A 20,845-nucleotide genomic window follows, 5' to 3' on the forward strand; every position below is an offset into this window, starting at 1 on the left:
ACACTTCGTCTCGTTTTCGATCGGTCTCTATGTCAACCCTGCGCACCTTTTTCATCATCGCCCTGCTGGGCTTGAGTCTTTCTGTCGGTACGTTGCAAGCGGCCGAACCGCCGTCCAGCGAAGCCGTGCAGGCGAGTCTGGACAAAATCGCCGATCGCAAACTGCCGGAAGCGGATCAGAAAGCCTTGCAGAGCATTCTGCAAAGCACGCTGACACAGCTCGGCAACCAGCGTGATTACCAACAAAAGCTGGTCGCACTCAAACAGCAACTGGCCACAGCGCCCAAGCAGAACATCGAGAACCAGCGTGAGCTGACCAAGCTCAAAGCCACCCGTATGCCGCCGGTGCCGCAACGCTACGCCAACCAGTCAATCCAGCAGCTTGAGCAAATGCTCACCGAGCGCTCGACCCAGCAAAGCGACCAGCAGAAGGCGCTGGCGGACGCCAACAGCCTGGTGATTACCGCCCAGACCCGCCCCGAGCGCGCACAGGCCGAAATTTCCGCCAGCCAGACTCGCATTCAACAGATCAACAACATCCTCAAGGCCGGCAAGGACGCCGGCAAGGCCTTGAGCGGTGAACAGCGTGACCTGCTGAATGCCGAGCTCGCGGCACTGAATGCGCTGATTCCGCTGCGTCGCCAGGAACTGGCCGGCAACAACCAGTTGCAGGATCTGGGCAATAGCCAGCACGACTTGCTGACCGAAAAGTCCGATCGCCTGGATCAGGAAATCCAGGAGCTGCAAACCCTGATCAACCAGAAGCGCCTGGCCCAGTCCCAGGAGACGGTGACGCAGCAGTCCATCGAAGCGCAGAAGTCCGGCGGCAGCGCGCTGCTGGCCACCGAAAGCGCGGCCAACCTGAAGCTCTCGGACTACCTGCTCAAAAGCACTGACCGCCTCAATGAGGTCACCCAGCAGAACCTGCAGACCAAACAGCAGCTGGACAATGTGACCCAGAGCGATTCGGCGCTGGACGAACAGATCAACGTGCTCAAGGGCAGCCTGCTGCTGTCCAAGATTCTCTATAAACAGAAACAGGCTCTGCCGCGTCTCAAGCTCGACCGCGACCTGGCCGACCAGATCGCCGATATTCGCCTGTACCAGTTTGAAGTGAGCCAGCAACGGGAATTGCTCAGCAACCCGGCGACGTACGTCGATAACCTGCTGTCCACTCAACCGCCTGAGCAAGTCACCCCGCAGCTGCGCAAAAGCCTGCTGGAACTGGCCACGACCCGCGCCGATCTGCTTGAACGCCTGAACCGCGAACTGAGCGCGGTACTCAATGAATCCATCACCCTGCAACTCAATCAGAAACAACTGCTCAGCACCGCGCAAAGCCTGCGGGCGACCCTCGATGAGCAAATGTTCTGGATTCCCAGCAACAAGCCGCTGGACCTGGAATGGATGCGCGCCGTACCGGAGCGCCTGCAACGCCAGGTCACCACACTGCCATGGGCTTCCAGCCTGAGCGAACTGAGTGATGGCCTGACCCAACGGCCGCTGCTGTTCCTGCCGTTGGCGCTGTTGATCGGTGCCCTGCTGTGGCGGCGTAAAAGCCTGTACGCCCGACTAAGCAAAGTTCACCAGGACATCGGCCACTTCAAGCGTGACAGCCAGTGGCACACGCCGCAGGCCATCCTGATCAATATTCTGCTGGCAATGCCGGTCTCGCTGGGCCTGGCCTTGTGCGGCCTGGCCTTGCAGATCGACGCCCGCGGGCAGAACGCCAACATGGGCGCGGCACTGCTGCAAATGGCCCAGGCCTGGCTGGTGTTCTACACCGCTTACCGGATCCTCGCGCCGGGCGGCGTGGCTGAACTGCATTTCCGCTGGGAAAAGCCCCAAGTCGAATTCCTTCAGGGCTGGGTCCGCCGACTCGGGCTGGTGGTGATGGCATTGGTCGCCGTGGTGGCGGTTGCCGAACTGCAACCCGCGACCCTGGCTGATGACGTGCTCGGCCTGCCAGTGGTGCTGACCTGCTACGCCTTGATGGCCTGGCTGCTCAGCCGCCTGCTGATCGCCAGCCCGACGCACCAGAACGCTTCGCTGTTTCGCAAGGCCGTCGGGATCATGTTCACCGTCCTGCCCGTCGCGCTGTTCGTTGCCGTGTGTTTCGGCTACTACTACACCGCGCTGAAGCTCAGTGACCGGTTGATCAACACCCTTTATCTGCTGATGTTCTGGCTGGTGATCGAAGCCACTTTCGTCCGCGGCCTCAGTGTTGCGGCACGGCGCCTGGCCTACCAACGCGCCCTGGCCAAACGCCAGGCCGCCAAAGAGGCTGGCGACGGCGAAGCGGTAATCGAAGAGCCGACGCTGGACATCGAGAAGGTTAACGAACAGTCCCTGCGCCTTATCCGTCTGGCATTGCTTGGCGGTTTCATCGCGGCGCTGTATTGGGTCTGGTCCGATCTGATCTCGGTGTTCTCGTACCTCGACAACATCACCCTTTACGAATACACCAGCGGCACTGGCGCCAACATGAGCATGGTGCCGATCAGCATCGGCGACATGCTCGGTGCGCTGATCATCATCGGCATCACCTTCGCCCTCGCGCGCAACTTGCCAGGCTTGCTGGAAGTGCTGGTGCTGTCGAAGTTGAACCTGGCGCAGGGCAGCGCTTATGCCACAACCACATTGCTGTCCTACGTGATCGCCGGGGTCGGTTTCGTCTCGACCCTGTCGACCCTCGGCGTGAGCTGGGACAAGTTGCAATGGCTGGTGGCAGCGCTGTCGGTCGGTCTCGGTTTCGGGATGCAGGAGATCTTCGCGAACTTCATCTCCGGCATCATGATTCTGTTCGAACGTCCGGTGAGGATCGGCGACACGATCACCATCGGCAACCTGTCGGGCACGGTCAGCAAGATCCGCATCCGCGCCACGACCATCACCGACTTCGACCGCAAGGACATCATTGTCCCGAACAAGACGTTCATCACCGGGCAACTGATCAACTGGTCCCTGACCGACACCATCACCCGGGTGACCCTCAAGCTCGGCGTCGATTACGGCTCGGACCTGGACCTGGTGAAAGAGCTTCTGCTCAAAGCCGCTCGTGACAACCCGCGCGTCCTGAAAGACCCGGAACCCCACGTGTACTTCCTGAACTTCGGCGAAAGCACCCTCGACCACGAGTTGCGCATGCACGTGCGCGACCTCGGTGACCGCAACCCGGTGCTCGACGAGGTCAACCGCTTCATTAATCGCGAGTTCAAGAAGCAGCACATCAACATCTCGTTCCGGCAAATGGAGGTTTACCTCAAGAACCTTCACGGTCAGGAATACAAAATGGTGCCAATCGAGCCGGAAGCGAAAACCATCGTGCCGCTGGTGGATGGCAAGTCGCCCCTTCAGCCGCCGCCCGCCAAGCTCGACTAACCGCCTTATCCCTAGCAGAATGCTCGGACATTCTGCTGGAGATGGCCGTTGAAAGCCCTCGACGAACTGACTTTCGATAATCGCTTCGCCCGCCTGGGCGACACGTTTTCCGCCCATGTGCTGCCCGAGCCCATCGACAATCCGCGCCTGGTGGTGGCCAGCCCTGCCGCCATGGCGCTGCTTGACCTCGACCCGGCCGTAGCGGATACCCCGGAGTTCGCCGAGCTGTTCAGCGGCCACAAGCTCTGGGCCGACGCGGTGCCTCGGGCGATGGTCTATTCCGGGCATCAATTTGGCTCTTACAACCCACAGTTGGGCGATGGTCGCGGCTTGTTGTTGGGCGAGGTCTACAACGAGGCCGGCGAACACTGGGACCTGCACCTCAAAGGTGCCGGTCAGACACCCTTTTCGCGCATGGGCGATGGACGCGCGGTACTGCGCTCGTCGATCCGCGAGTTTCTCGCCTCCGAAGCGCTGAATGCACTGAACATCCCGACTACCCGCGCCCTGTGCGTGATCGGCTCCGATACTCCGGTGTGGCGCGAAAAGCAGGAACGCGCAGCCATGGTTCTGCGCCTGGCGCCGAGTCATGTGCGATTCGGGCATTTCGAATATTTCTACTACACCAAGCGCCCCGAGAAGCAGAAAGAACTCGGCGAACACGTGCTGGCCATGCATTTCCCCGAGTGCCTGGAACAACCGGAACCCTATCTGGCGATGTTCCGCGAAATCGTCGAGCGCAATGCCGAGCTGATCGCTAAATGGCAGGCGTACGGCTTCTGCCACGGCGTGATGAACACCGACAACATGTCGATCCTGGGCATCACCTTCGACTTCGGCCCGTTCGCTTTCCTCGATGACTTCGACGCCCACTTCATCTGTAACCACTCCGATGACCAGGGCCGCTACTCTTTCAGCAACCAGGTGCCGATTGGTCAGTGGAACCTAAGCGCCCTCGCCCAGGCACTGACGCCGTTTATCAGCGTCGACGCCCTGCGCGAAACCCTCGGCCTGTACTTGCCGCTGTATCAGGCCCACTACCTGGACCTGATGCGCCGCCGCCTCGGTTTCACCACGGCCGAAGACGATGACCAGAAACTGCTGGAGCACCTGCTGCAACTGATGCAGAACAGCGGCGTCGATTACACGCTGTTCTTCCGCCGACTGGGGGATGAATCACCGGAACTGGCCGTCACCCGCTTGCGCGATGACTTCGTCGACATCAAGGGCTTCGATGCCTGGGCCGAACTGTACGTCGCCCGTGTGGTTCGTGATGGCGAGGTTAATCAGGAGCAGCGACGCAAGCGGATGCACGCAGTCAATCCGCTGTACATCCTGCGCAACTACCTGGCGCAAAAAGCCATCGATGCAGCGGAAAGTGGCGACTATTCAGAGGTTCGGCGACTGCATACGGTGCTGAGCACTCCGTTCGACGAGCAAACGGGGATGGAGAGCTATGCCGAGCGGCCGCCGGAGTGGGGGAAGCATTTGGAGATCAGTTGTTCGTCGTGAGGCGGGTCAGATAAAGACTGCTACCGGCACATTGAATCGCTCGGCCAACCAGCGAATCTGCCGCAGGTTGAGCTGGCGCTTTCCGCTCAGGATCTCGGAAATGACTGACTGTGTGCCGACACCAGGCAGGTCGCTTTGAGTCAATCCATGTTCACGCATCATGTAACCAAGCACTTCGGCACCTGTGGCTTCGGGCATTGGGCGATGCTTGTGATCCCATTCCTCAATCCAGTCACCGATGATGTCCACCAGACTCATCAGAGGATGCGACTCGTCAACTCCGGTCATCTCGAGTAACTCGTCGAGCGCCTGCACCAGCGTGTCATAGTCGTCTTCGTTTTTGGGTTTGCGTAGCAATGGCGATACGAACTCCCAGTGCTCGGCCGCATTTTTGATCAGAACGCTCATGTTCTTCCCTCCTTCCAATTACCGCGGTCATATTCGCGGTGATCCAGCACATGCTTGATGTAGATTTTTTGATGCTGATATCGAACATAGGCGATCAGCCGTAATTTGTTACCGCCAATATCGAAAACGTGAAACTCACCGACCTTGTCGGTTGCGGGAAATGAAGATTTCATTGCCGCAAAATCACTTGGCTTGACACGCTTTACCATTCGATACCACTGGTCCAGTGCACTGGCCGCCTGCGGCCACTTTTCCTTGGCGTCCCATATTCGTTTTTCGGAAAACACTCGCATGCAATATCCTTATCGCATTTTGCTATGGATGAGTTAATCACAGGGATTTTTTATCGCAAGTTGCGATACCCCTAAGCAGACCAACGGTCTCAATCGGATCCTTCTCTCAGCCTAGTTTCACCACCAGACGCTGCACGATTGAAAATATGAGCAAACGTCTCCACATAGCAGTGATCGGCTTCTTTACAGGACCATCCTCATGACCGACCCACTCCTCATCCCCTGCCCCCACTGCAACGGCCTCAACCGCATCCCCGCCGAACGCCTCGACGATCACCCAAAGTGCGGCCGTTGCAAGGCCGAGGTGTTGTTGAACAAGCCGTTCGAATTGAAGCAAGGTGATTACGCCAGCCAGATCAAGGGCGATCTGCCGCTGCTGGTGGACGTGTGGGCGGAGTGGTGCGGGCCGTGCAAGTCGTTTGCGCCGGTGTTTGAGCAGGCGGCGGGTCAATTGGCGGGTAAATGTCGGCTGGCGAAACTGGACAGTGAGGCGAATCAGCAATTGTCGGCGCAGTTGGGGATTCGCTCGATTCCGAGTCTGATTCTGTTCAGGAACGGCCGGGAAGTGGCGCGCCAGAGCGGGGCGTTTCCGTTACCGCAGTTGATGAGCTGGTTGCGTAGCCAGGGGATTTAAGAACACCGCGATTTCAATGTGGGAGCGGGCTTGCTCGCGAATGCGGAGTGTCAGTCAACATTGATATCGACTGATACTCAGCATTCGCGAGCAAGTCGAATCGTCGCACCGCCGCTCCCACATTTGGTTCGGTGACGTTGGCAGATTCAGGCGTTTTCGAGCAGGTTATGCAGCTCGACGAATTGCTGGGTCAATTTGTGCCGTGGATCGAGGTGGATCAGCGGTGTATTGGCCTGATGGGATTCGCGCATGCGCACCGAGCTGGTCAGGTACACCGGCAGCACCGGCAAACCTTCGGCGATCAACTCGTCGAGAATTTGCTGCGGCAGGCTGGCGCGAGCCTGGAACTGATTGACCACGATGCCTTCGACTTCCAGGCCTTCGTTGTGGTCATCCTTCAATTCTTCGATTTCCGCCAACAGACCGTACAGCGCCTGGCGCGAGAAGCTGTCGCAGTCGAAGGGGATCAGCACCCGGTCCGCGGCAATCAATGCTGATACCGCGTAGAAGTTCAGCGCTGGCGGGGTATCAAGGTAGATGCGGTCGTAATCTTCCCCCAGCTCCTCAAGCAATTTGCGCAGCTTGTTGATCTTGTGTTTGGCCTCAAGCTTGGGCTGCAGGTCAGCCAACTCGGCGGTCGCGGTGATGACGTGGAGGTTGTCGAACGGCGTTTCGTAGATATCGACCTGGTTTTTCTTCGAGAACGGTCCTGACGACAGGGTTTGCTTGAAGAAGTCGGCGATGCCCATCGGGATTTCATCCCCGGTGAGGCCCGTCAGGTACTGAGTGGAGTTGGCCTGGGCATCGAGATCCACCAACAGGGTTCGATAACCCTCGCTGGCGCTGACCGCCGCCAGATTGCAGGCAATGCTGGATTTGCCCACGCCACCTTTCTGATTGAACACCACGCGCCGCATGTCAAAACCTCCGTGTATCAAAGAATGACCGAGTGTAGTAGTCCACGGCGCTGCTTTGCTACCTCGTCGGCATGGGACTACACAGTCAGCGGCAATCTCTCAGTAAAAAACCGCCGAACCTGCCATTGATCACGGACAGAGCCGACAGACGTGCCCACCACGCCTGGGGATAATGGCCAAACGACAGCTTTCCCCGGACCAACCAGTACATTTCATTGAGCAAAATGTAACCATCATTTGCTACACGCCCGCCGCGACGGGATAATGCGCGCCATTCGGCGCCAAGCGCCACGTAAGGTCGTCGCTTTTTTTGCGACTCGCCGCGTCAAGAAAGCCCGCAGGGGCGGGAAGAATGCCTGTGATCAATTTCAACATCGCCCAATGGCGCGCGTGGGCCCCTGGGCTCGAAAGCGTGGACGATTGGCAGGCCTGGAGCCGACAACCGGTCGTTCTTCAGAGCAGCGATGCCGCCCCCGACGTGTCTTTTCTGCCGGCCATGCAACGCAGGCGGCTCAGCCGTCTGGCGCGGATGGCATTCAGCGTCGGCTGGCCCCTGGCCGATGGTCGCCAGGACCTACCGTTGGTCTTTATTTCCCGTCATGGCGAAACACCCCGCACGTTCGAAATCCTGAGCGATCTGGCAGCGGACCAACCGTTGTCACCGACTCAATTCAGCTTGTCGGTACATAACGCGGTCATTGGCCTGTGGTCGATCATGCGCGGAGAAACCAGCGAAATGACCGCCCTTGCCGCCGCAGGCGATGGCCTTGAACACGGCATGCTAGAGGCCGCGGCGCTGCTTGCCGAAGGCGCGCCTGCGGTACTGCTGATCGTCACCGAAGAACAACCGCCCGAAGCCTATTCGGCATGGATCGAAGACGTGCCGTTTCCCTATGCCGTCGGTCTGTTACTGACACCGGGTACCGGCTGGCAGCTGTCCCTGAACAGCGGTCCGGATACGTTGTCCAAAGCCCAGTGGCCCCATGCCCTGAATCTCTTGCGTACCCTGCTTGGCCAGCAGACCACCTGCCAACATGCCTGGAAAAATCGTGTATGGACCTGGCAACGCAACCTGTAACCGGAAAAAACCGCGACGCCTACTATTGGCGTTTGCTGGCCACCGCCGCAAGCTTCACCCTGTTCGGGCTGGGTGGGCTGTGCCTGCGGCTGGTGGTTTTCCCGTTGCTGAACTGCCTGCCCGGCGATGCGCAGACCCATCGATTGCGGGCACGGCAAACCGTCAGTCGCTGCTTTTGGTTTTTTGTCCGGTTCATGGCCCGCATCGGCGTACTGACCTACGACATCCAGGGTGCGGAAAAGCTCGGTCGCCCGGGCCAGATGATCATGGCCAACCACCCGTCGCTGATCGATGTGGTGTTCCTGATCGGACTGGTGCGTCACGCCAACTGCGTGGTCAAAAAAAGCCTCTGGGAGAACCCCTTCACCCGCGGTCCGCTGCGCCGCACCGACTACATCAGCAACGACGGCAGCATGGACATGCTCGACGCCGCGGCTGACGCACTGAAAAGCGGCCAGACCCTGATCATCTTTCCCGAAGGCACCCGCACCCAGCCAGGCGAACCGCCGGCCTTTCATCGGGGTGGCGCGGCAATCGCCCTGCGTGGTGCGAAAATTCTGACCCCGGTGATCATCAAGGTCAGCCCGACCACATTGACCAAGGCCGAACCCTGGTATCGCATCCCGAAACGTCGCGTGCACTTCAGTTTCCGCGTTGGGGCCGATATAGACCCACAAGCCTTTGCCGCGTGCGGCCCTGCGCCTCAAGCTTCGCGCAAGCTCAACGATTATTTGCATTCTTACTTTATTAAGGAGCTCGCCGAAGATGAGCGATCTGCACCGTGAAATCAAAGAACTGATCATCGAATCCCTCGGCCTCGAAGACATCAGCGCACAAGACATCGGCGATGACCAGACGCTATTCGGCGAAGGCCTGGGCCTGGATTCGGTAGACGCCCTGGAACTCGGCCTGGCAATCCAGAAAAAGTACGGCATCAAAATCGACGCCGACGCCAAAGACACTCGTAATCACTTCAGCAACGTGGCGAGCCTTGCGGCGTTCGTCACCGCAAAACAGGCAGCTTGAGACCGGACCATGCAAACTCGTGACGACATTTTCAACACCCTGCGCGATGCCTTGGTCGAACTCTTCGAGCTGGACCCTGAGCGCGTGAGCCTCGAATCCAATCTGTATCAGGATCTGGAAATCGACAGCATCGACGCCGTCGACCTGATCGACCACATCAAGCGTCAGACCGGCAAGAAAATCGCCGCCGAAGAATTCAAATCGGTGCGCACCGTCAGCGACGTGGTCGAGGCGGTCTACCGTCTGGTTCAACCGGCCGCATGAGTCGACTGATCGGCCTTGGCCTGCTGCTGGCGGGCCTGCTGTACCCCTTTGCGGTGTATTTCGGCATGGAACACTTTGCTCCGTGGCAGTTCGGTCTGCTGCTGGGCAGCCTGTGGCTGGCCCGGGCGCTGCTCGGTGCGCGTCGCCCCGGCAGCCTGTGGATGGCGCTCACCGCGATTGGCTTTTGCCTGTTGCTCGCGCTGTTCGACAGCCCGTTGTTGCTGCGTTGGTACCCGGTGCTGATCAGCGCGTTCATGCTTGGGCTGTTTGGCCTGAGCCTGAAAATCGGACCGCCGATGGTAGAGCGCTTGGCACGCCTGCGTGAACCGCAGTTGCCGGCCAGGGCGATTGTTTATACCCGCCAGGTGACGATCGTCTGGTGTGTGTTTTTCCTCTGTAACGGTTTGCTCGCCGCCGCCCTGACCCTATGGGCGCCGCCGAGTTGGTGGATGTTGTACACCGGCCTGATTTCCTATGGATTGATGGGCCTGCTGTTTGCCATTGAATGGCTCATACGACAACGGGTACGAGGCCACCCATGAATTGGATAACACTTGAGCAGCTGTTGCTCAAGGCTCAGCCGGAGCGTGCCGTAACGGCCGAACCGGCGTTGAATCACGCACACCTGTGCGAACAGGCGTTGAGCCTCGCGGCCGGCCTGCAATCCCAGGGCGTGCAGCGCATTGCCGTGCACCTTGAAGACGCCGCTGACCTGGCGATCGCCCTGTTCGGTGCCTGGCGTGCCGGGGTCAGCGTGCTGTTGCCTGCCGACCTGCAACCGCAGACTCGCCAACGCTGGTCGAGCGAAGTCGATCTGTGGCTGACCGATCTGGCCGATGACGCGCACCTCATCGATTATCGGCATGCGCCAATGTCCCCAGCGGCACTGGATCTGGATGCCTGTCAGCTAAGCCTGTGTACGTCCGGCTCCAGCGGCGAACCCAAGCGCATCGACAAAACGCTGCGCCAGATAGCCAATGAAGTTCAGGCGCTGGAACAGCTCTGGGGCGCCGATCTGGGCCAGGCGTGCATCATCGGCAGCGTCGCCACCCAGCACATCTACGGTCTGCTGTTTCGGGTGCTGTGGCCGTTGTGCGCCGGGCGCCCGTTCGTGCGCAAGCAACTGGCCTTCCCGGAAGACTTGCAGCGCGCCAGCCGCGAACATCCGGCGTTCGCCTGGGTCGCCAGCCCAGCGCTGCTCAAGCGCATGGGCGACAACCTCGACTGGCCTGCCTTGAGTGCGGTTCGCCGAGTGTTCTCCTCCGGTGGCGCGTTACCGGCCGAGGCCGCGCTAAGCCTTCACGAGCGCCTGCAGCAATGGCCGACGGAAATCCTCGGCAGCTCGGAAACCGGTGGCATCGCCTGGCGTCAGGGGCACGATCTCTGGCGGCCGTTCGCTGACGTTGAGCTGAGTCAGGACAGCGATGGCGCGCTGCTGATCACCTCTCCTTACTTGCCGGCCGGCCACATCGAACACAGCGCTGATGCCGCCAGAATCGCTGCCGACGGCAGATTCGAACTGCTCGGACGGCTGGACCGGATCGTCAAACTGGAAGAAAAACGTATCTCGCTGCCGATGCTGGAAAACGCGCTGATGGACCATGACTGGGTCGCAGAAGCCCGCCTCGGTGTGGTCCAGGAAAACCGTGCCTCGCTGGGTGCGCTGCTGGTGCTGACGGACGCAGGCCTGCATGCCTTGCGCAATCAGGGCCGACGCACCCTTACGCAAGAATTGCGTCAGCACCTGAGCCAGCATTGCGAAGCCCTGGCCCTGCCACGACGTTGGCGATTGCTGCGGCAGCTGCCCTTGAATACTCAAGGCAAACTGCCTCAAGCCGACGTCGAAGCCTTGCTGCTGGCCCCCCGCCCCAAGGCGCCGGAAGTGTTGGAACAGGTCGAATTCGAAGGTGAGTGGAGCCTGCAACTGGCGGTGCCGCCGGACTTGGCCTACTTCAGCGGACACTTCCCCCAAACGCCGGTGCTGCCTGGTGTGGTGCAGGTGGATTGGGCGCTGAGCCTTGGCCAGCAATTGATGGACCTGCCGGCCAAATTCGCCGGCATGGAAGTGCTGAAGTTCCAGCAACTGGTGCGCCCGGGCGATGAAGTCCAGCTGCACCTGCGCTTTGACCCGGAGCGCGGCAAACTGTATTTCGCCTATCGCAATGAAACCGCGACGTGCTCCAGTGGGCGGATTTTGCTGGAGGCGTCGCGTGATGCATAACCTTGGTGAGTGCTGCGCACTCAATCGCGAGCAGGCTCACTCCCACATTGGATATGTAAACAACGCGGCCCTACTGTGGGAGCGAGCCTGCTCGCGATGCAGTCACCTCGGTTTTTCAGGCGTGCGCCGACATGCATAACCCCTGCGCAATCATCCCGGTCTACAACCACGAAACCGCGATTACCACGGTGGTCGACGCGTTGATCGCCAGCGGCCTGCCGTGCATTCTGGTAGACGACGCCAGCGACCAACCCTGCGCCAGAGTGCTCGACCGACTGGCCCAGCGTGAAATGGTCAACCTGATCCGCCTCGCCGCCAACCAGGGCAAGGGCGGTGCGGTCATGACCGGCCTGCGTGAAGCCTCGCGCCTGGGCTTCAGCCACGCCTTGCAGGTGGACGCCGATGGCCAACACGACCTGCAAGACGTCGCGACCTTCATCCAACAATCACGCGCTCATCCCAATGCGGTGATCTGCGGTTATCCCCAATACGACGCCAGCGTGCCGAAAGGCCGTTTGTACGCCCGCTACCTGACGCACGTGATGGTGTGGATCAACACGCTTTCATTGCAGATCCGCGACTCCATGTGCGGTTTCCGCGTCTACCCATTACCCCCGACCCTGGCGCTGATCGACTCGGCGAAGATCGGCAAGCGCATGGACTTCGACTCGGACATCCTCGTGCGGCTGGCCTGGCGCAATCTGCCGATGCAGTGGCTGCCGACCAAGGTCCATTACCCGCTGGACGGTGTCTCGCATTTCCGTATGTTCCACGACAATGTGCTGATTTCGATCATGCACACCCGGCTGTTCTTCGGCATGTTGCTGCGGGCGCCGGTGATCCTCTGGCGACGGTGGCGAGCATGAGCAGCAACGCAGACAAACAGCACTGGGCCGACCGTCAGGAGCGCGGCAGTTTCTGGCTGATGAAGCTCACCGCATTCGGCGCCAAAGTGCTGGGCCGGCGGCTGCTGAGTCCGCTGCTGTACGGCATCGTTTTGTACTTTTTCCTGTTCGGTCGCAGCGCCCGCCGCAGCGCCTGGCAATACCAGCAGCGCCTCGCGGACTGGAGCGGTCGCAGCGAATTGCGTCCAACCCACTGGCGAGTGTTCAGCCAGTTCATGGCCTTCGCCGATTCGATGCTCGACAAACTCGACGTGTGGAACGGCAAGCTGAGCATCGAGCAGATCGAAATCGTCGACCCGGCGCTGCTGCGCACTCAGCTGCGCGGCACTCGCGGGCAGATGCTGGTGGGCGCGCACCTGGGCAATCTCGAAGTCTGTCGCGCCCTGGCGGAAATCGGTGAGAAGGTCACCATGAACGTGCTGGTGCACACCAAGCACGCCGAGCAGTTCAACCGTTTGCTGGACGAAGCCGGCGCGACCAATTTGCGGCTGATTCAGGTCAGTGAGCTGGACCCGGTGATCATGCTGCAACTGCATGAACGCCTGGAACGTGGCGAGTGGCTGGCGATTGCCGGCGACCGCGTCCCCTTGCATGGTGGGCGTAGCGTGACCGTGGACTTCCTCGGTCATCAGGCCGCGTTCCCTCAAGGACCGTGGCTGCTGGCCGGCTTGCTGAAATGCCCGATCCATCTGCTGATGTGCCTGAAGAAACCGACGGGCCAATATCGAGTGACCCTCGAACCGTTTGCCGAGACCGTGGTGTGGAAACGCAGCGACCGCGAACAGGTCATTCATCAGTGGGCTTCCCGCTACGCCGAACGCCTGGGTCACTATTGCCTCGAAGCGCCCCGACAATGGTTCAACTTTTACCCTTTCTGGAAGACCGATGACGACGCCAACGCTTGAGCCGGTAACCTTCGGCGAACTCCCTTTGCGCATCGAAGACGTGCTGGCCGCGGCCAACCGTCAGGTGCCGACGCAGTTGCAAAGCGACCCTGCGTACCGTGAGCGCATCGCCAAGGGCGCACGATTCCTCGATTCCCTGCTGGACAAGGAAGGCGTGATCTATGGCGTGACCACCGGTTACGGCGACTCCTGCGTGGTCGCGGTGCCGCTGCATCACGTCGAGGCGTTGCCCCGTCATCTGTACACCTTCCACGGCTGCGGCCTGGGCAAATTGCTCGACGCCCAGGCCACTCGCGCCGTCCTGGCCGCGCGTTTGCAGTCGCTGTGTCACGGCGTGTCCGGGGTGCGCGTGGAGTTGTTGGAACGCCTTCAAGCGTTCCTCGAACACGACATCCTGCCACTGATCCCGGAAGAAGGTTCGGTGGGCGCCAGCGGTGATCTGACGCCGCTTTCGTATGTGGCCGCGACCTTGTCCGGCGAGCGCGAAGTGATGTTCCGTGGCGAGCGCCGACAAGCCGCCGACGTCCATCGCGAGCTTGGCTGGCAACCGCTGGTGCTGCGCCCGAAAGAAGCGTTGGCACTGATGAACGGCACCGCCGTGATGACCGGCCTCGCCTGCCTGGCCTATGCCCGCGCCGATTACCTGCTGCAACTGGCCACCCGCATCACTGCGCTGAACGTGGTCGCGCTGCAAGGCAATCCCGAGCACTTCGACGAGCGCCTGTTCGCCGCCAAACCGCACCCGGGGCAGATGCAAGTCGCCGCGTGGTTGCGCAAGGATCTGGCGATCGACGCGCCGACTGCACCGCTGCATCGCTTGCAAGACCGCTACTCGCTGCGTTGCGCACCGCATGTCCTCGGCGTCTTGGCCGACAGTCTGAACTGGCTGCGCTCGTTCATCGAAATCGAGCTCAATAGCGCCAACGACAACCCGATCATCGACGCCGAAGCCGAACGCGTGCTGCACGGCGGGCACTTCTACGGTGGCCACATTGCGTTCGCCATGGACAGCCTGAAAAACCTGGTGGCCAACGTGGCCGATCTGCTGGATCGCCAACTCGCGCTGCTGGTGGACGAGCGCTACAACCATGGCTTGCCGAGCAATCTGTCCGGCGCCACCGCTGACCGGGCGATGCTCAACCACGGCTTCAAAGCCGTGCAGATCGGCACCAGCGCCTGGACCGCCGAAGCGTTGAAAAACACCATGCCGGCCAGCGTTTTCTCGCGTTCCACTGAATGCCACAACCAGGACAAGGTGAGCATGGGCACCATCGCCGCCCGCGATGCGATCCGCGTACTGGAGCTGACCGAACAGGTCGCCGCCGCCACCTTGCTCGCCGCCAACCAAGGCGTGTGGCTGCGCAGCAAGGCCGAGGACGCGCGTCCGTTACCGCCAGCCCTGGCCGCCATGCACGAAGAGCTGGCAAAAGACTTCCCGCCGGTCATAGAAGACCGCGCCCTGGAAGGCGAATTGCGCCTGTGCCTCAAGCGTATCGCCGAGCAACACTGGAGGCTGCATGCGTAGCAAGGGAGTGCTTCACGCCGATACGGAAATCCTCGTGCCGTTCTTTGACGTCGACACCATGAACGTCGTTTGGCACGGCCATTACGTCAAATACCTGGAAGTCGCCCGTTGTGCGCTGCTGGACAAGATCGGCCACAACTACATCGCCATGGTCGAGTCGGGTTACGCCTGGCCGGTGATCGACCTGCAATTGCGCTATGTGCGCGGCGCCGTGTTCGGACAGAAGCTGAACGTACGCGCCAATTTGGTGGAGTGGGAGAACCGTTTGAAGATCAATTACCTGATCAGCGACCTGGAAACCGGTGAGCGTTTGACCCGCGCCAGCTCGGTGCAGGTCGCCGTCGACATGGGCAGCCGCGAAATGCAGTTGGCCTCACCGAAGATCTTCACCGATGCCGTTGAAAGGATGCTCGCATGAACCCGTTTTTCAAATGCCTCGGCGCGTTGGCACTGCTCGGGCTGTCATCGATTGCTCACGCCTTCGATTTGCAACAGCTCAGCGATCAGTTGGCCAAGCCTGATGTGATACACGGCAATTTCATTCAGGAAAAACACCTGCGCGCGTTGCCCAAGCCGCTGACCAGCAAGGGCACGTTCGTCCTCGCTAAAAACCACGGATTGCTGTGGTTGCTGAAAACCCCGCTGCAACAGGATTACCGCATCAGCGCCAAAGGCATCGCCCGACGTGACGCCAGCGGCTGGCAAATGCTCCCGAGCAAGAGCGCTGGCGCCGAGCAGAACCGTTTGTTCCTCGCCGTATTGCAAGGTGACAGCAGCGGACTGCAACGGGACTTTGAATTGTCCCTTAGCGGCGACGCGCAGAACTGGAAGCTGACACTGATCCCGCGCTCATTGCTGCTCAAGCAGGTGTTCAACCAGATCAGCATCACCGGCAGCGAATTGGTACACAGCATCGAACTGCTGGAAACCCAGGGCGACAGCACCTTTTTGCGCATGCAGGACAGCACCAGCGCCCAACCGTTGAGCGACACGGAGCAACATGACTTTGCCGAGTGAACGCAGGCTTCCGTGGCTGTTTCTGATCCTGCTGCTGGCGGTGCTCGCGCTCGCCGGTTGGCAATGGCGTGACGGCGCACCGCTGTCGGCCAACCTGATGGACCTGGTGCCGGGCACGGCGCCAGACGCGCTGGAACTGCGCGCCGAACAACGCATGCAAGAACCGCTGAACCGCGAAATGCTGGTGCTGGTTGGCCATAAGGATCGACCGCAAGCCGTCGCCATGGCGCAGAAACTGGGCGAGCAGTGGCAGGCCAGTGGTTTGTTCGAGAAGGTTCAGTGGAACCTGCAAGCCGACTTACCCGCGCTGCGCACGCAACTGCTGCAGGGCCGATTGGCGATGCTCTCGGCGATGGACCGGCAGCAACTGATCGAACATCCCGACGCCTTTATCCAGCAACGCGTGCAAGCGCTGTTCGATCCGTTTACCGGTTTCAGCCTGGTGCCGAGCCAGGATGACTGGCTGGGCCTGACCGGGCGCATCCAGAACAGCCAGCCGCAACACGGCGCCGTGCAACTGGACATCGGCAGCGGTGCACTGGTCGCCGATGCCGACGGCAAGAGCTGGGTGTTGCTGCGGGCAAAAACCACCGGCAACGCCTTCGACATGAGCCTGCCGCTGCAAGTGGCGGACTTGCTCGAACACAGCCGCGAAGAAGCGGCTCAGGCCGACGTGCAATTGCTCGCCGCCAGCGGTCTGCTGTACGCGGCCAACGGTCAGCGACAGGCCACCCGCGAGATGACATGGGTCGGAGGCGGCGCCACTGTCGGTATTCTGTTGCTGCTGTTGCTGGCCTTCCGCCGCTGGCGTGTCTTGCTCGCTTTCGTTCCGGTACTGGTGGGCATGCTGTTTGGTGCGGTGGCGTGCGTGGCGCTGTTCGGTCACATGCATGTGATGACGTTGGTGCTGGGTTCGAGCCTGATCGGCGTGGCCGTCGATTACCCGCTGCATTACCTGTCGAAAAGCTGGAGCATGAGACCCTGGAACAGCTGGCCGGCATTACGCCTGACCCTGCCGGGCCTGACGCTGAGCCTGATCACCAGTTGCATCGGCTACCTGGCCCTGGCCTGGACACCGTTCCCGGCCCTGACCCAGATTGCGGTGTTCTCCGCCGCCGGCCTGCTCGGCGCCTACCTGTCTGCGGTGTGCCTGTTGCCAGCGCTGCTCAAGGGCGTGAACCTGCGACCGGCGCACTGGCCGCTGAGTGTCTGCGAGTGCTTGCTGAACCTGCGCGAAGCGCTGCTCAAACACGTGAGTACGCCGGTGTTGCTGGCGCTGCTGATTGCCTTCTGCGTCGGCGGTCTGTTGCAGCTCGAGAGCAAAAACGATATCCGCCAGTGGATCGGCGCTCCCCAGCAATTGACCGACGAAGCCCAGGCCATTGCGCGCATCACCGGTTATCAGCCGACCAGCCAGTTCTTCCTGGTGCGCGCGGCCAATCAGCAGGAATTGCTCGAACGCCAGACCGCGCTCAGCGAGCGGCTGGATCAGTTGGTCAACCTGGAAAAACTCAAGGGTTACCTGTCACTGAATCAACTGGTCAGCCAACCGAGCGATCAGCACAAAGTGCGCGACGCATTGAGCAAGTTGCCGCAGTTCTGGCAGCCCTTGCTCGACCTCGGCGTACCGGCAGAAGCACTGCAGGCCGAGCTTGCAACGTTGCAGGCGCTGCCCGTCGAAGACATCGACGCATCGCTGGTCGGTCCGCTGGCGGAACCTTATCGCACTCTGTGGCTGGGGCCGACCGATGACGGCGTGGCGGCAATGGTCAGCCTGCAAGGCCTGAACAATCCTGCGCTGTTGCGGGTTCAGGCGCTGGACTTGCCGGGCGTCGAACTGGTCGACCGTCTTGGTGAATTGAACAGCGTTTTCGCCGCGACACAGATCAGCGCGGCGGAGCTGAAACTCGCCTCCTGCGTGTTGATCGTGCTGGTGCTGATCCTGCCCTTTGGTTTCGGTGGTGCGTTGCGCATCGTCTCGCTGCCCTTGCTCGCCGCCCTGTGCAGCCTCGCCAGCCTTGGCTGGATGGGGCAACCGCTGACGCTGTTCAGCCTGTTTGGCCTGTTGCTGGTGACGGCGATCAGCGTCGATTACGCGATCCTCATGCGCGAACAGGTCGGCGGCGCCGCCGTAAGCCTGCTGGGCACCTTGCTGGCCGCGGTGACCACGTGGCTGTCGTTCGGTTTGTTGGCGGTGTCCAGCACGCCGGCGGTGAGCAACTTCGGTCTGTCGGTGAGCCTCGGCCTGGCCTTCAGCTTCATCCTTGCGCCGTGGGCCGGCCGCCGGGTGCATGCCGCCGCCGTCGTGGAGCCAGCAGCATGATGATTGCCCTGTTTTGGCTGATGGCCCTGGCGATGTTTGCCGTAGCCACCCGCGTGGGTCGGCACTTTGGCCTGATCCCGATCGTCAGCCAGTTGCTGCTGGCGACCTTCGGCCTGCCGTTGCTGATGTACTTCTGGATCGAGCCGGGCTGGCAGCTCAGTGGCGCCGAACTGATCTCGCCAGTGTGGCTGAAAAACCTCTACAGCCTCGCTTTTGCCTTGTTGCTGGGGCACATTCTCAGCGACGTGATTGACCTGCGGCTGGATCGCCAGAGCCTGAAAATCGCCCTGCCGAGTTTCTCCATTCCGTTCACCTGCGGGCTCGTCACGTCGGTCTGGCTGTTGCCGCCGCAACCGTGGATCAGTTCGCTGGCGGTCGGTCTGGTGTTCGCCATTACCGCCATTCCGGTGTTGTTTTTGTACCTGCGACACATCAACTACCCACCCGACGCCACCCGGCGCCTGGTGCAAACCGCGATTCTCATCGACCTGACGTGCTGGACGCTGTTCGGCTTCGCTCAGGGCAGCCTGCACCTGAGCAGTCTGTTGCTGCCGCTGGTTGGCGCCTGTCTGCCGGTGCTGTTGCGCCTGTTGGGTATGCGTCAACGGTTGCTGCACAGCGGCTGCTTCTTCGCGCTGCTGGTGGTCGCTGAACACTTCAAGCTCAACGCACTGATTTTCGGCATCGGTTACCTGCTGTGCATGGCCGCGCTGAAAGTGCCGCTGGTGTTGCCGTTGCCGGCGATCTGGATGAGCCGTCTACAGTCGTGGATCGCCATTCCGCTGATCCTCACCTTCGGCATCGTGCAGATCAATGTCCACGCCGCCATGGCCAGTCTCGGCTGGGTACAATTGGCAGCGCTGCTGCTGATGCCGATTGCCAGCAAACTGCTGGGCAACTGGCTCGGTCTCGGCTGGGCTGGCGCCTCGTTTGAAGGCGCCAGTCGCTGGCGCGAAAGCCTGCTGCTGAATATTCGCGGTTTGAGCGAAATTGTCTTTCTCAACTTGCTGCTGCAACAACAGCTGATCAGCCCGGCGCTGTACTTCGCGCTGATGGTGATGGGCCTGATCGCCACACTGCTGCCGGCACTCGCTGGCATGCACCAAACCCCTTTGAATCTCGCCGCCCCGGCAAGGAGCCCCCGTGCCAACAGTTGAAATGGAACGTCGCCAGGTCGTCGTCATTGGCGCGGGTCCTTCGGGCGCCATTGCCGCCGCGCTGCTCAAGCGCAAAGGTCACGACGTGCTGATGATCGAACGCCAGCATTTCCCACGGTTCTCCATCGGTGAAAGCCTGTTGTCACACTGCCTGGATTTCGTCGAAGAAGCGGGCATGCTCGAGGCCGTGAACGCCGCCGGGTTCCAAATGAAAAACGGCGCCGCGTTCGCCTGGGGCGAGCACTACAGCGCCTTTGATTTCGGCGACACGTTCAGCAACGGCAAGCCGACCACCTTCCAGGTCCAGCGCGCCGATTTCGACAAACTGCTGGCCGATCAGGCTGCGCTGCAAGGCGTCGACGTTCGTTATGGCGAAGCCATCGTCAGCGCCGATTTCGACCTGCCGAAGCCGCAGCTCGATGTGCTTCGCGAGGATGGCAGCCAGTACCGCGTCGAAGCTGATTTCGTGCTCGATGCCAGCGGCTACGGTCGCGTGCTGCCACGTCTGCTGGACCTTGAAGCACCGTCGAATTTCCCGGTGCGCCAGGCCGTGTTTACCCACATCGAAGACCATATCGACAGCCCAACCTTCGAGCGGGAAAAAATCCTCATCACCACCCATCCGACCCACCGCGACATCTGGTTCTGGACCATCCCGTTCAGTAATGGCCGGTGCTCGGTGGGCGTGGTTGCGGCCGCCGAACACTTCGAAGGCCGCATGGAGAATCTTGACGAGTGCCTGCGCGGCTTCATCGCTGAAACCCCAAGCCTGGCCGGCGTCCTGAAAAACGCCGTGTGGGACACGCCGGCACGCACCATCGGCGGCTACTCGGCCAACGTCAAAACCTTGCACGGCCCGGGCTTTGCGCTGCTCGGCAACGCCGCAGAATTCCTCGACCCAGTGTTCTCCTCCGGCGTGACCATCGCCATGCGCTCCGCCAGCATGGCCGCCGGCGTTTTGCATCGACAACTGCAAGGTGAAAGCGTCGACTGGCAGACCGAGTTCGCCGCACCGCTCAAGCGCGGCGTCGACACCTTTCGCTGCTACGTCGAAGGCTGGTACGCCGGGACCTTCCAGGATGTGATTTACCATCCGGACAGCTCAGCGGATATCCGCCGTATGATCAGTGCAATTCTCGCCGGTTATGCCTGGGACGAGCGCAATCCGTTCGTCAGCGAACCCAAGCGTCGGCTGCGCGTGCTGTCGGAACTCTGTGCAAGGGATGTCACATGAGTGACTTAAGCGCTTGTTCGCGACGCACCCCCCTTGAAGGTAATGC

20 protein-coding genes are annotated in these 20,845 nt (G+C 60.9%); 17 read left to right on the forward strand and 3 right to left on the reverse strand.

Translation table 11 applies throughout. The features are described from left to right. The first annotated feature begins 29 nt into the window (after positions 1-29). Together mscK and selO are read left to right on the forward strand one after the other, a co-directional pair. Positions 30-3,380, forward strand: a complete 3,351-nt coding sequence (gene mscK / locus EYC95_RS17070; protein ID WP_131061412.1) for a mechanosensitive channel MscK — start codon at positions 30-32, stop codon at positions 3,378-3,380. Positions 3,381-3,428: 48 nt separating this feature from the next. Then, positions 3,429-4,892, forward strand: coding sequence for a protein adenylyltransferase SelO (gene selO / locus EYC95_RS17075; protein ID WP_131061413.1), 1,464 nt, complete (start codon positions 3,429-3,431; stop codon positions 4,890-4,892). A gap of 6 nt (positions 4,893-4,898) precedes the next feature. Here the strand turns inward: selO and EYC95_RS17080 are convergent, their stop codons facing one another. Beyond that, a complete protein-coding gene (locus EYC95_RS17080) occupies positions 4,899-5,300 on the reverse strand; it encodes a type II toxin-antitoxin system HigA family antitoxin (RefSeq protein ID WP_131061414.1) in 402 nt (133 codons plus the stop codon). Then, positions 5,297-5,593: a type II toxin-antitoxin system HigB family toxin gene (locus tag EYC95_RS17085; protein ID WP_131061415.1), complete on the reverse strand. Its 297-nt coding sequence runs from the start codon at positions 5,591-5,593 to the stop codon at positions 5,297-5,299. The genes EYC95_RS17080 and EYC95_RS17085 overlap by 4 nt, the downstream gene beginning before the upstream one ends. A 199-nt stretch (positions 5,594-5,792) precedes the next feature. On the opposite strand from EYC95_RS17085, the gene trxC reads away from it, so the two are divergent. Continuing rightward, positions 5,793-6,227: a thioredoxin TrxC gene (trxC, locus tag EYC95_RS17090; RefSeq protein WP_131061416.1), complete on the forward strand. Its 435-nt coding sequence runs from the start codon at positions 5,793-5,795 to the stop codon at positions 6,225-6,227. Between the two features lie 146 nt (positions 6,228-6,373). Here trxC and EYC95_RS17100 read toward each other — a convergent pair whose 3' ends face one another. After that, the gene (locus tag EYC95_RS17100; protein WP_131061417.1) at positions 6,374-7,144 is read right to left on the reverse strand and encodes a ParA family protein; all 771 of its coding nucleotides are present in this window, start codon (positions 7,142-7,144) and stop codon (positions 6,374-6,376) included. A 352-nt stretch (positions 7,145-7,496) separates the two neighbouring features. Between EYC95_RS17100 and EYC95_RS17105 the strand changes: the two genes are divergently transcribed. From EYC95_RS17105 to EYC95_RS17170, 14 genes are all read left to right on the forward strand, one after another. Then, positions 7,497-8,222, forward strand: coding sequence for a beta-ketoacyl synthase chain length factor (locus tag EYC95_RS17105; protein ID WP_131061418.1), 726 nt, complete (start codon positions 7,497-7,499; stop codon positions 8,220-8,222). After that, entirely contained in the window at positions 8,198-9,007 is an 810-nt protein-coding gene (locus EYC95_RS17110; protein ID WP_131061419.1) for a 1-acyl-sn-glycerol-3-phosphate acyltransferase, read from the forward strand. Before EYC95_RS17105 ends, EYC95_RS17110 begins: the two co-directional genes overlap by 25 nt. Further along, positions 8,988-9,248, forward strand: coding sequence for a phosphopantetheine-binding protein (locus tag EYC95_RS17115; protein WP_131061420.1), 261 nt, complete (start codon positions 8,988-8,990; stop codon positions 9,246-9,248). Before EYC95_RS17110 ends, EYC95_RS17115 begins: the two co-directional genes overlap by 20 nt. 9 nt (positions 9,249-9,257) lie before the next feature. After that, a complete protein-coding gene (locus EYC95_RS17120; RefSeq protein ID WP_007992314.1) occupies positions 9,258-9,512 on the forward strand; it encodes an acyl carrier protein in 255 nt (84 codons plus the stop codon). Then, on the forward strand, positions 9,509-10,054 hold the full coding sequence (locus EYC95_RS17125) for a hypothetical protein (RefSeq protein ID WP_131061421.1): 546 nt from the start codon (positions 9,509-9,511) through the stop codon (positions 10,052-10,054). Before EYC95_RS17120 ends, EYC95_RS17125 begins: the two co-directional genes overlap by 4 nt. Next, the gene (locus EYC95_RS17130; protein ID WP_131061422.1) at positions 10,051-11,733 is read left to right on the forward strand and encodes an acyl-CoA synthetase family protein; all 1,683 of its coding nucleotides are present in this window, start codon (positions 10,051-10,053) and stop codon (positions 11,731-11,733) included. Before EYC95_RS17125 ends, EYC95_RS17130 begins: the two co-directional genes overlap by 4 nt. Before the next feature lie 131 nt (positions 11,734-11,864). Further along, complete coding sequence (locus tag EYC95_RS17135) at positions 11,865-12,599, forward strand: glycosyltransferase family 2 protein (RefSeq protein ID WP_131061423.1); 735 nt, start codon at positions 11,865-11,867, stop codon at positions 12,597-12,599. After that, positions 12,596-13,543: a glycosyl transferase gene (locus EYC95_RS17140; protein ID WP_131061424.1), complete on the forward strand. Its 948-nt coding sequence runs from the start codon at positions 12,596-12,598 to the stop codon at positions 13,541-13,543. Before EYC95_RS17135 ends, EYC95_RS17140 begins: the two co-directional genes overlap by 4 nt. Next, complete coding sequence (gene hutH, locus EYC95_RS17145) at positions 13,524-15,068, forward strand: histidine ammonia-lyase (protein WP_131061425.1); 1,545 nt, start codon at positions 13,524-13,526, stop codon at positions 15,066-15,068. The genes EYC95_RS17140 and hutH overlap by 20 nt, the downstream gene beginning before the upstream one ends. Further along, entirely contained in the window at positions 15,061-15,486 is a 426-nt protein-coding gene (locus tag EYC95_RS17150) for a thioesterase family protein (RefSeq protein ID WP_131061426.1), read from the forward strand. The genes hutH and EYC95_RS17150 overlap by 8 nt, the downstream gene beginning before the upstream one ends. Beyond that, positions 15,483-16,085, forward strand: a complete 603-nt coding sequence (locus EYC95_RS17155; protein ID WP_131061427.1) for an outer membrane lipoprotein carrier protein LolA — start codon at positions 15,483-15,485, stop codon at positions 16,083-16,085. Before EYC95_RS17150 ends, EYC95_RS17155 begins: the two co-directional genes overlap by 4 nt. Next, a complete protein-coding gene (locus EYC95_RS17160; protein WP_131061428.1) occupies positions 16,069-18,408 on the forward strand; it encodes an MMPL family transporter in 2,340 nt (779 codons plus the stop codon). The genes EYC95_RS17155 and EYC95_RS17160 overlap by 17 nt, the downstream gene beginning before the upstream one ends. Continuing rightward, positions 18,405-19,565 (forward strand): sodium:proton antiporter, encoded by a 1,161-nt coding sequence (locus tag EYC95_RS17165; protein WP_131061429.1) that lies wholly within the window; start codon positions 18,405-18,407, stop codon positions 19,563-19,565. Before EYC95_RS17160 ends, EYC95_RS17165 begins: the two co-directional genes overlap by 4 nt. Then, on the forward strand, positions 19,552-20,799 hold the full coding sequence (locus EYC95_RS17170) for an NAD(P)/FAD-dependent oxidoreductase (protein WP_131061430.1): 1,248 nt from the start codon (positions 19,552-19,554) through the stop codon (positions 20,797-20,799). The genes EYC95_RS17165 and EYC95_RS17170 overlap by 14 nt, the downstream gene beginning before the upstream one ends. The last annotated feature ends 46 nt before the right edge of the window (positions 20,800-20,845 follow it).

The sequence above is a fragment of the Pseudomonas sp. BGI-2 genome (assembly GCF_004310295.1).
Taxonomy (GTDB): domain Bacteria; phylum Pseudomonadota; class Gammaproteobacteria; order Pseudomonadales; family Pseudomonadaceae; genus Aquipseudomonas.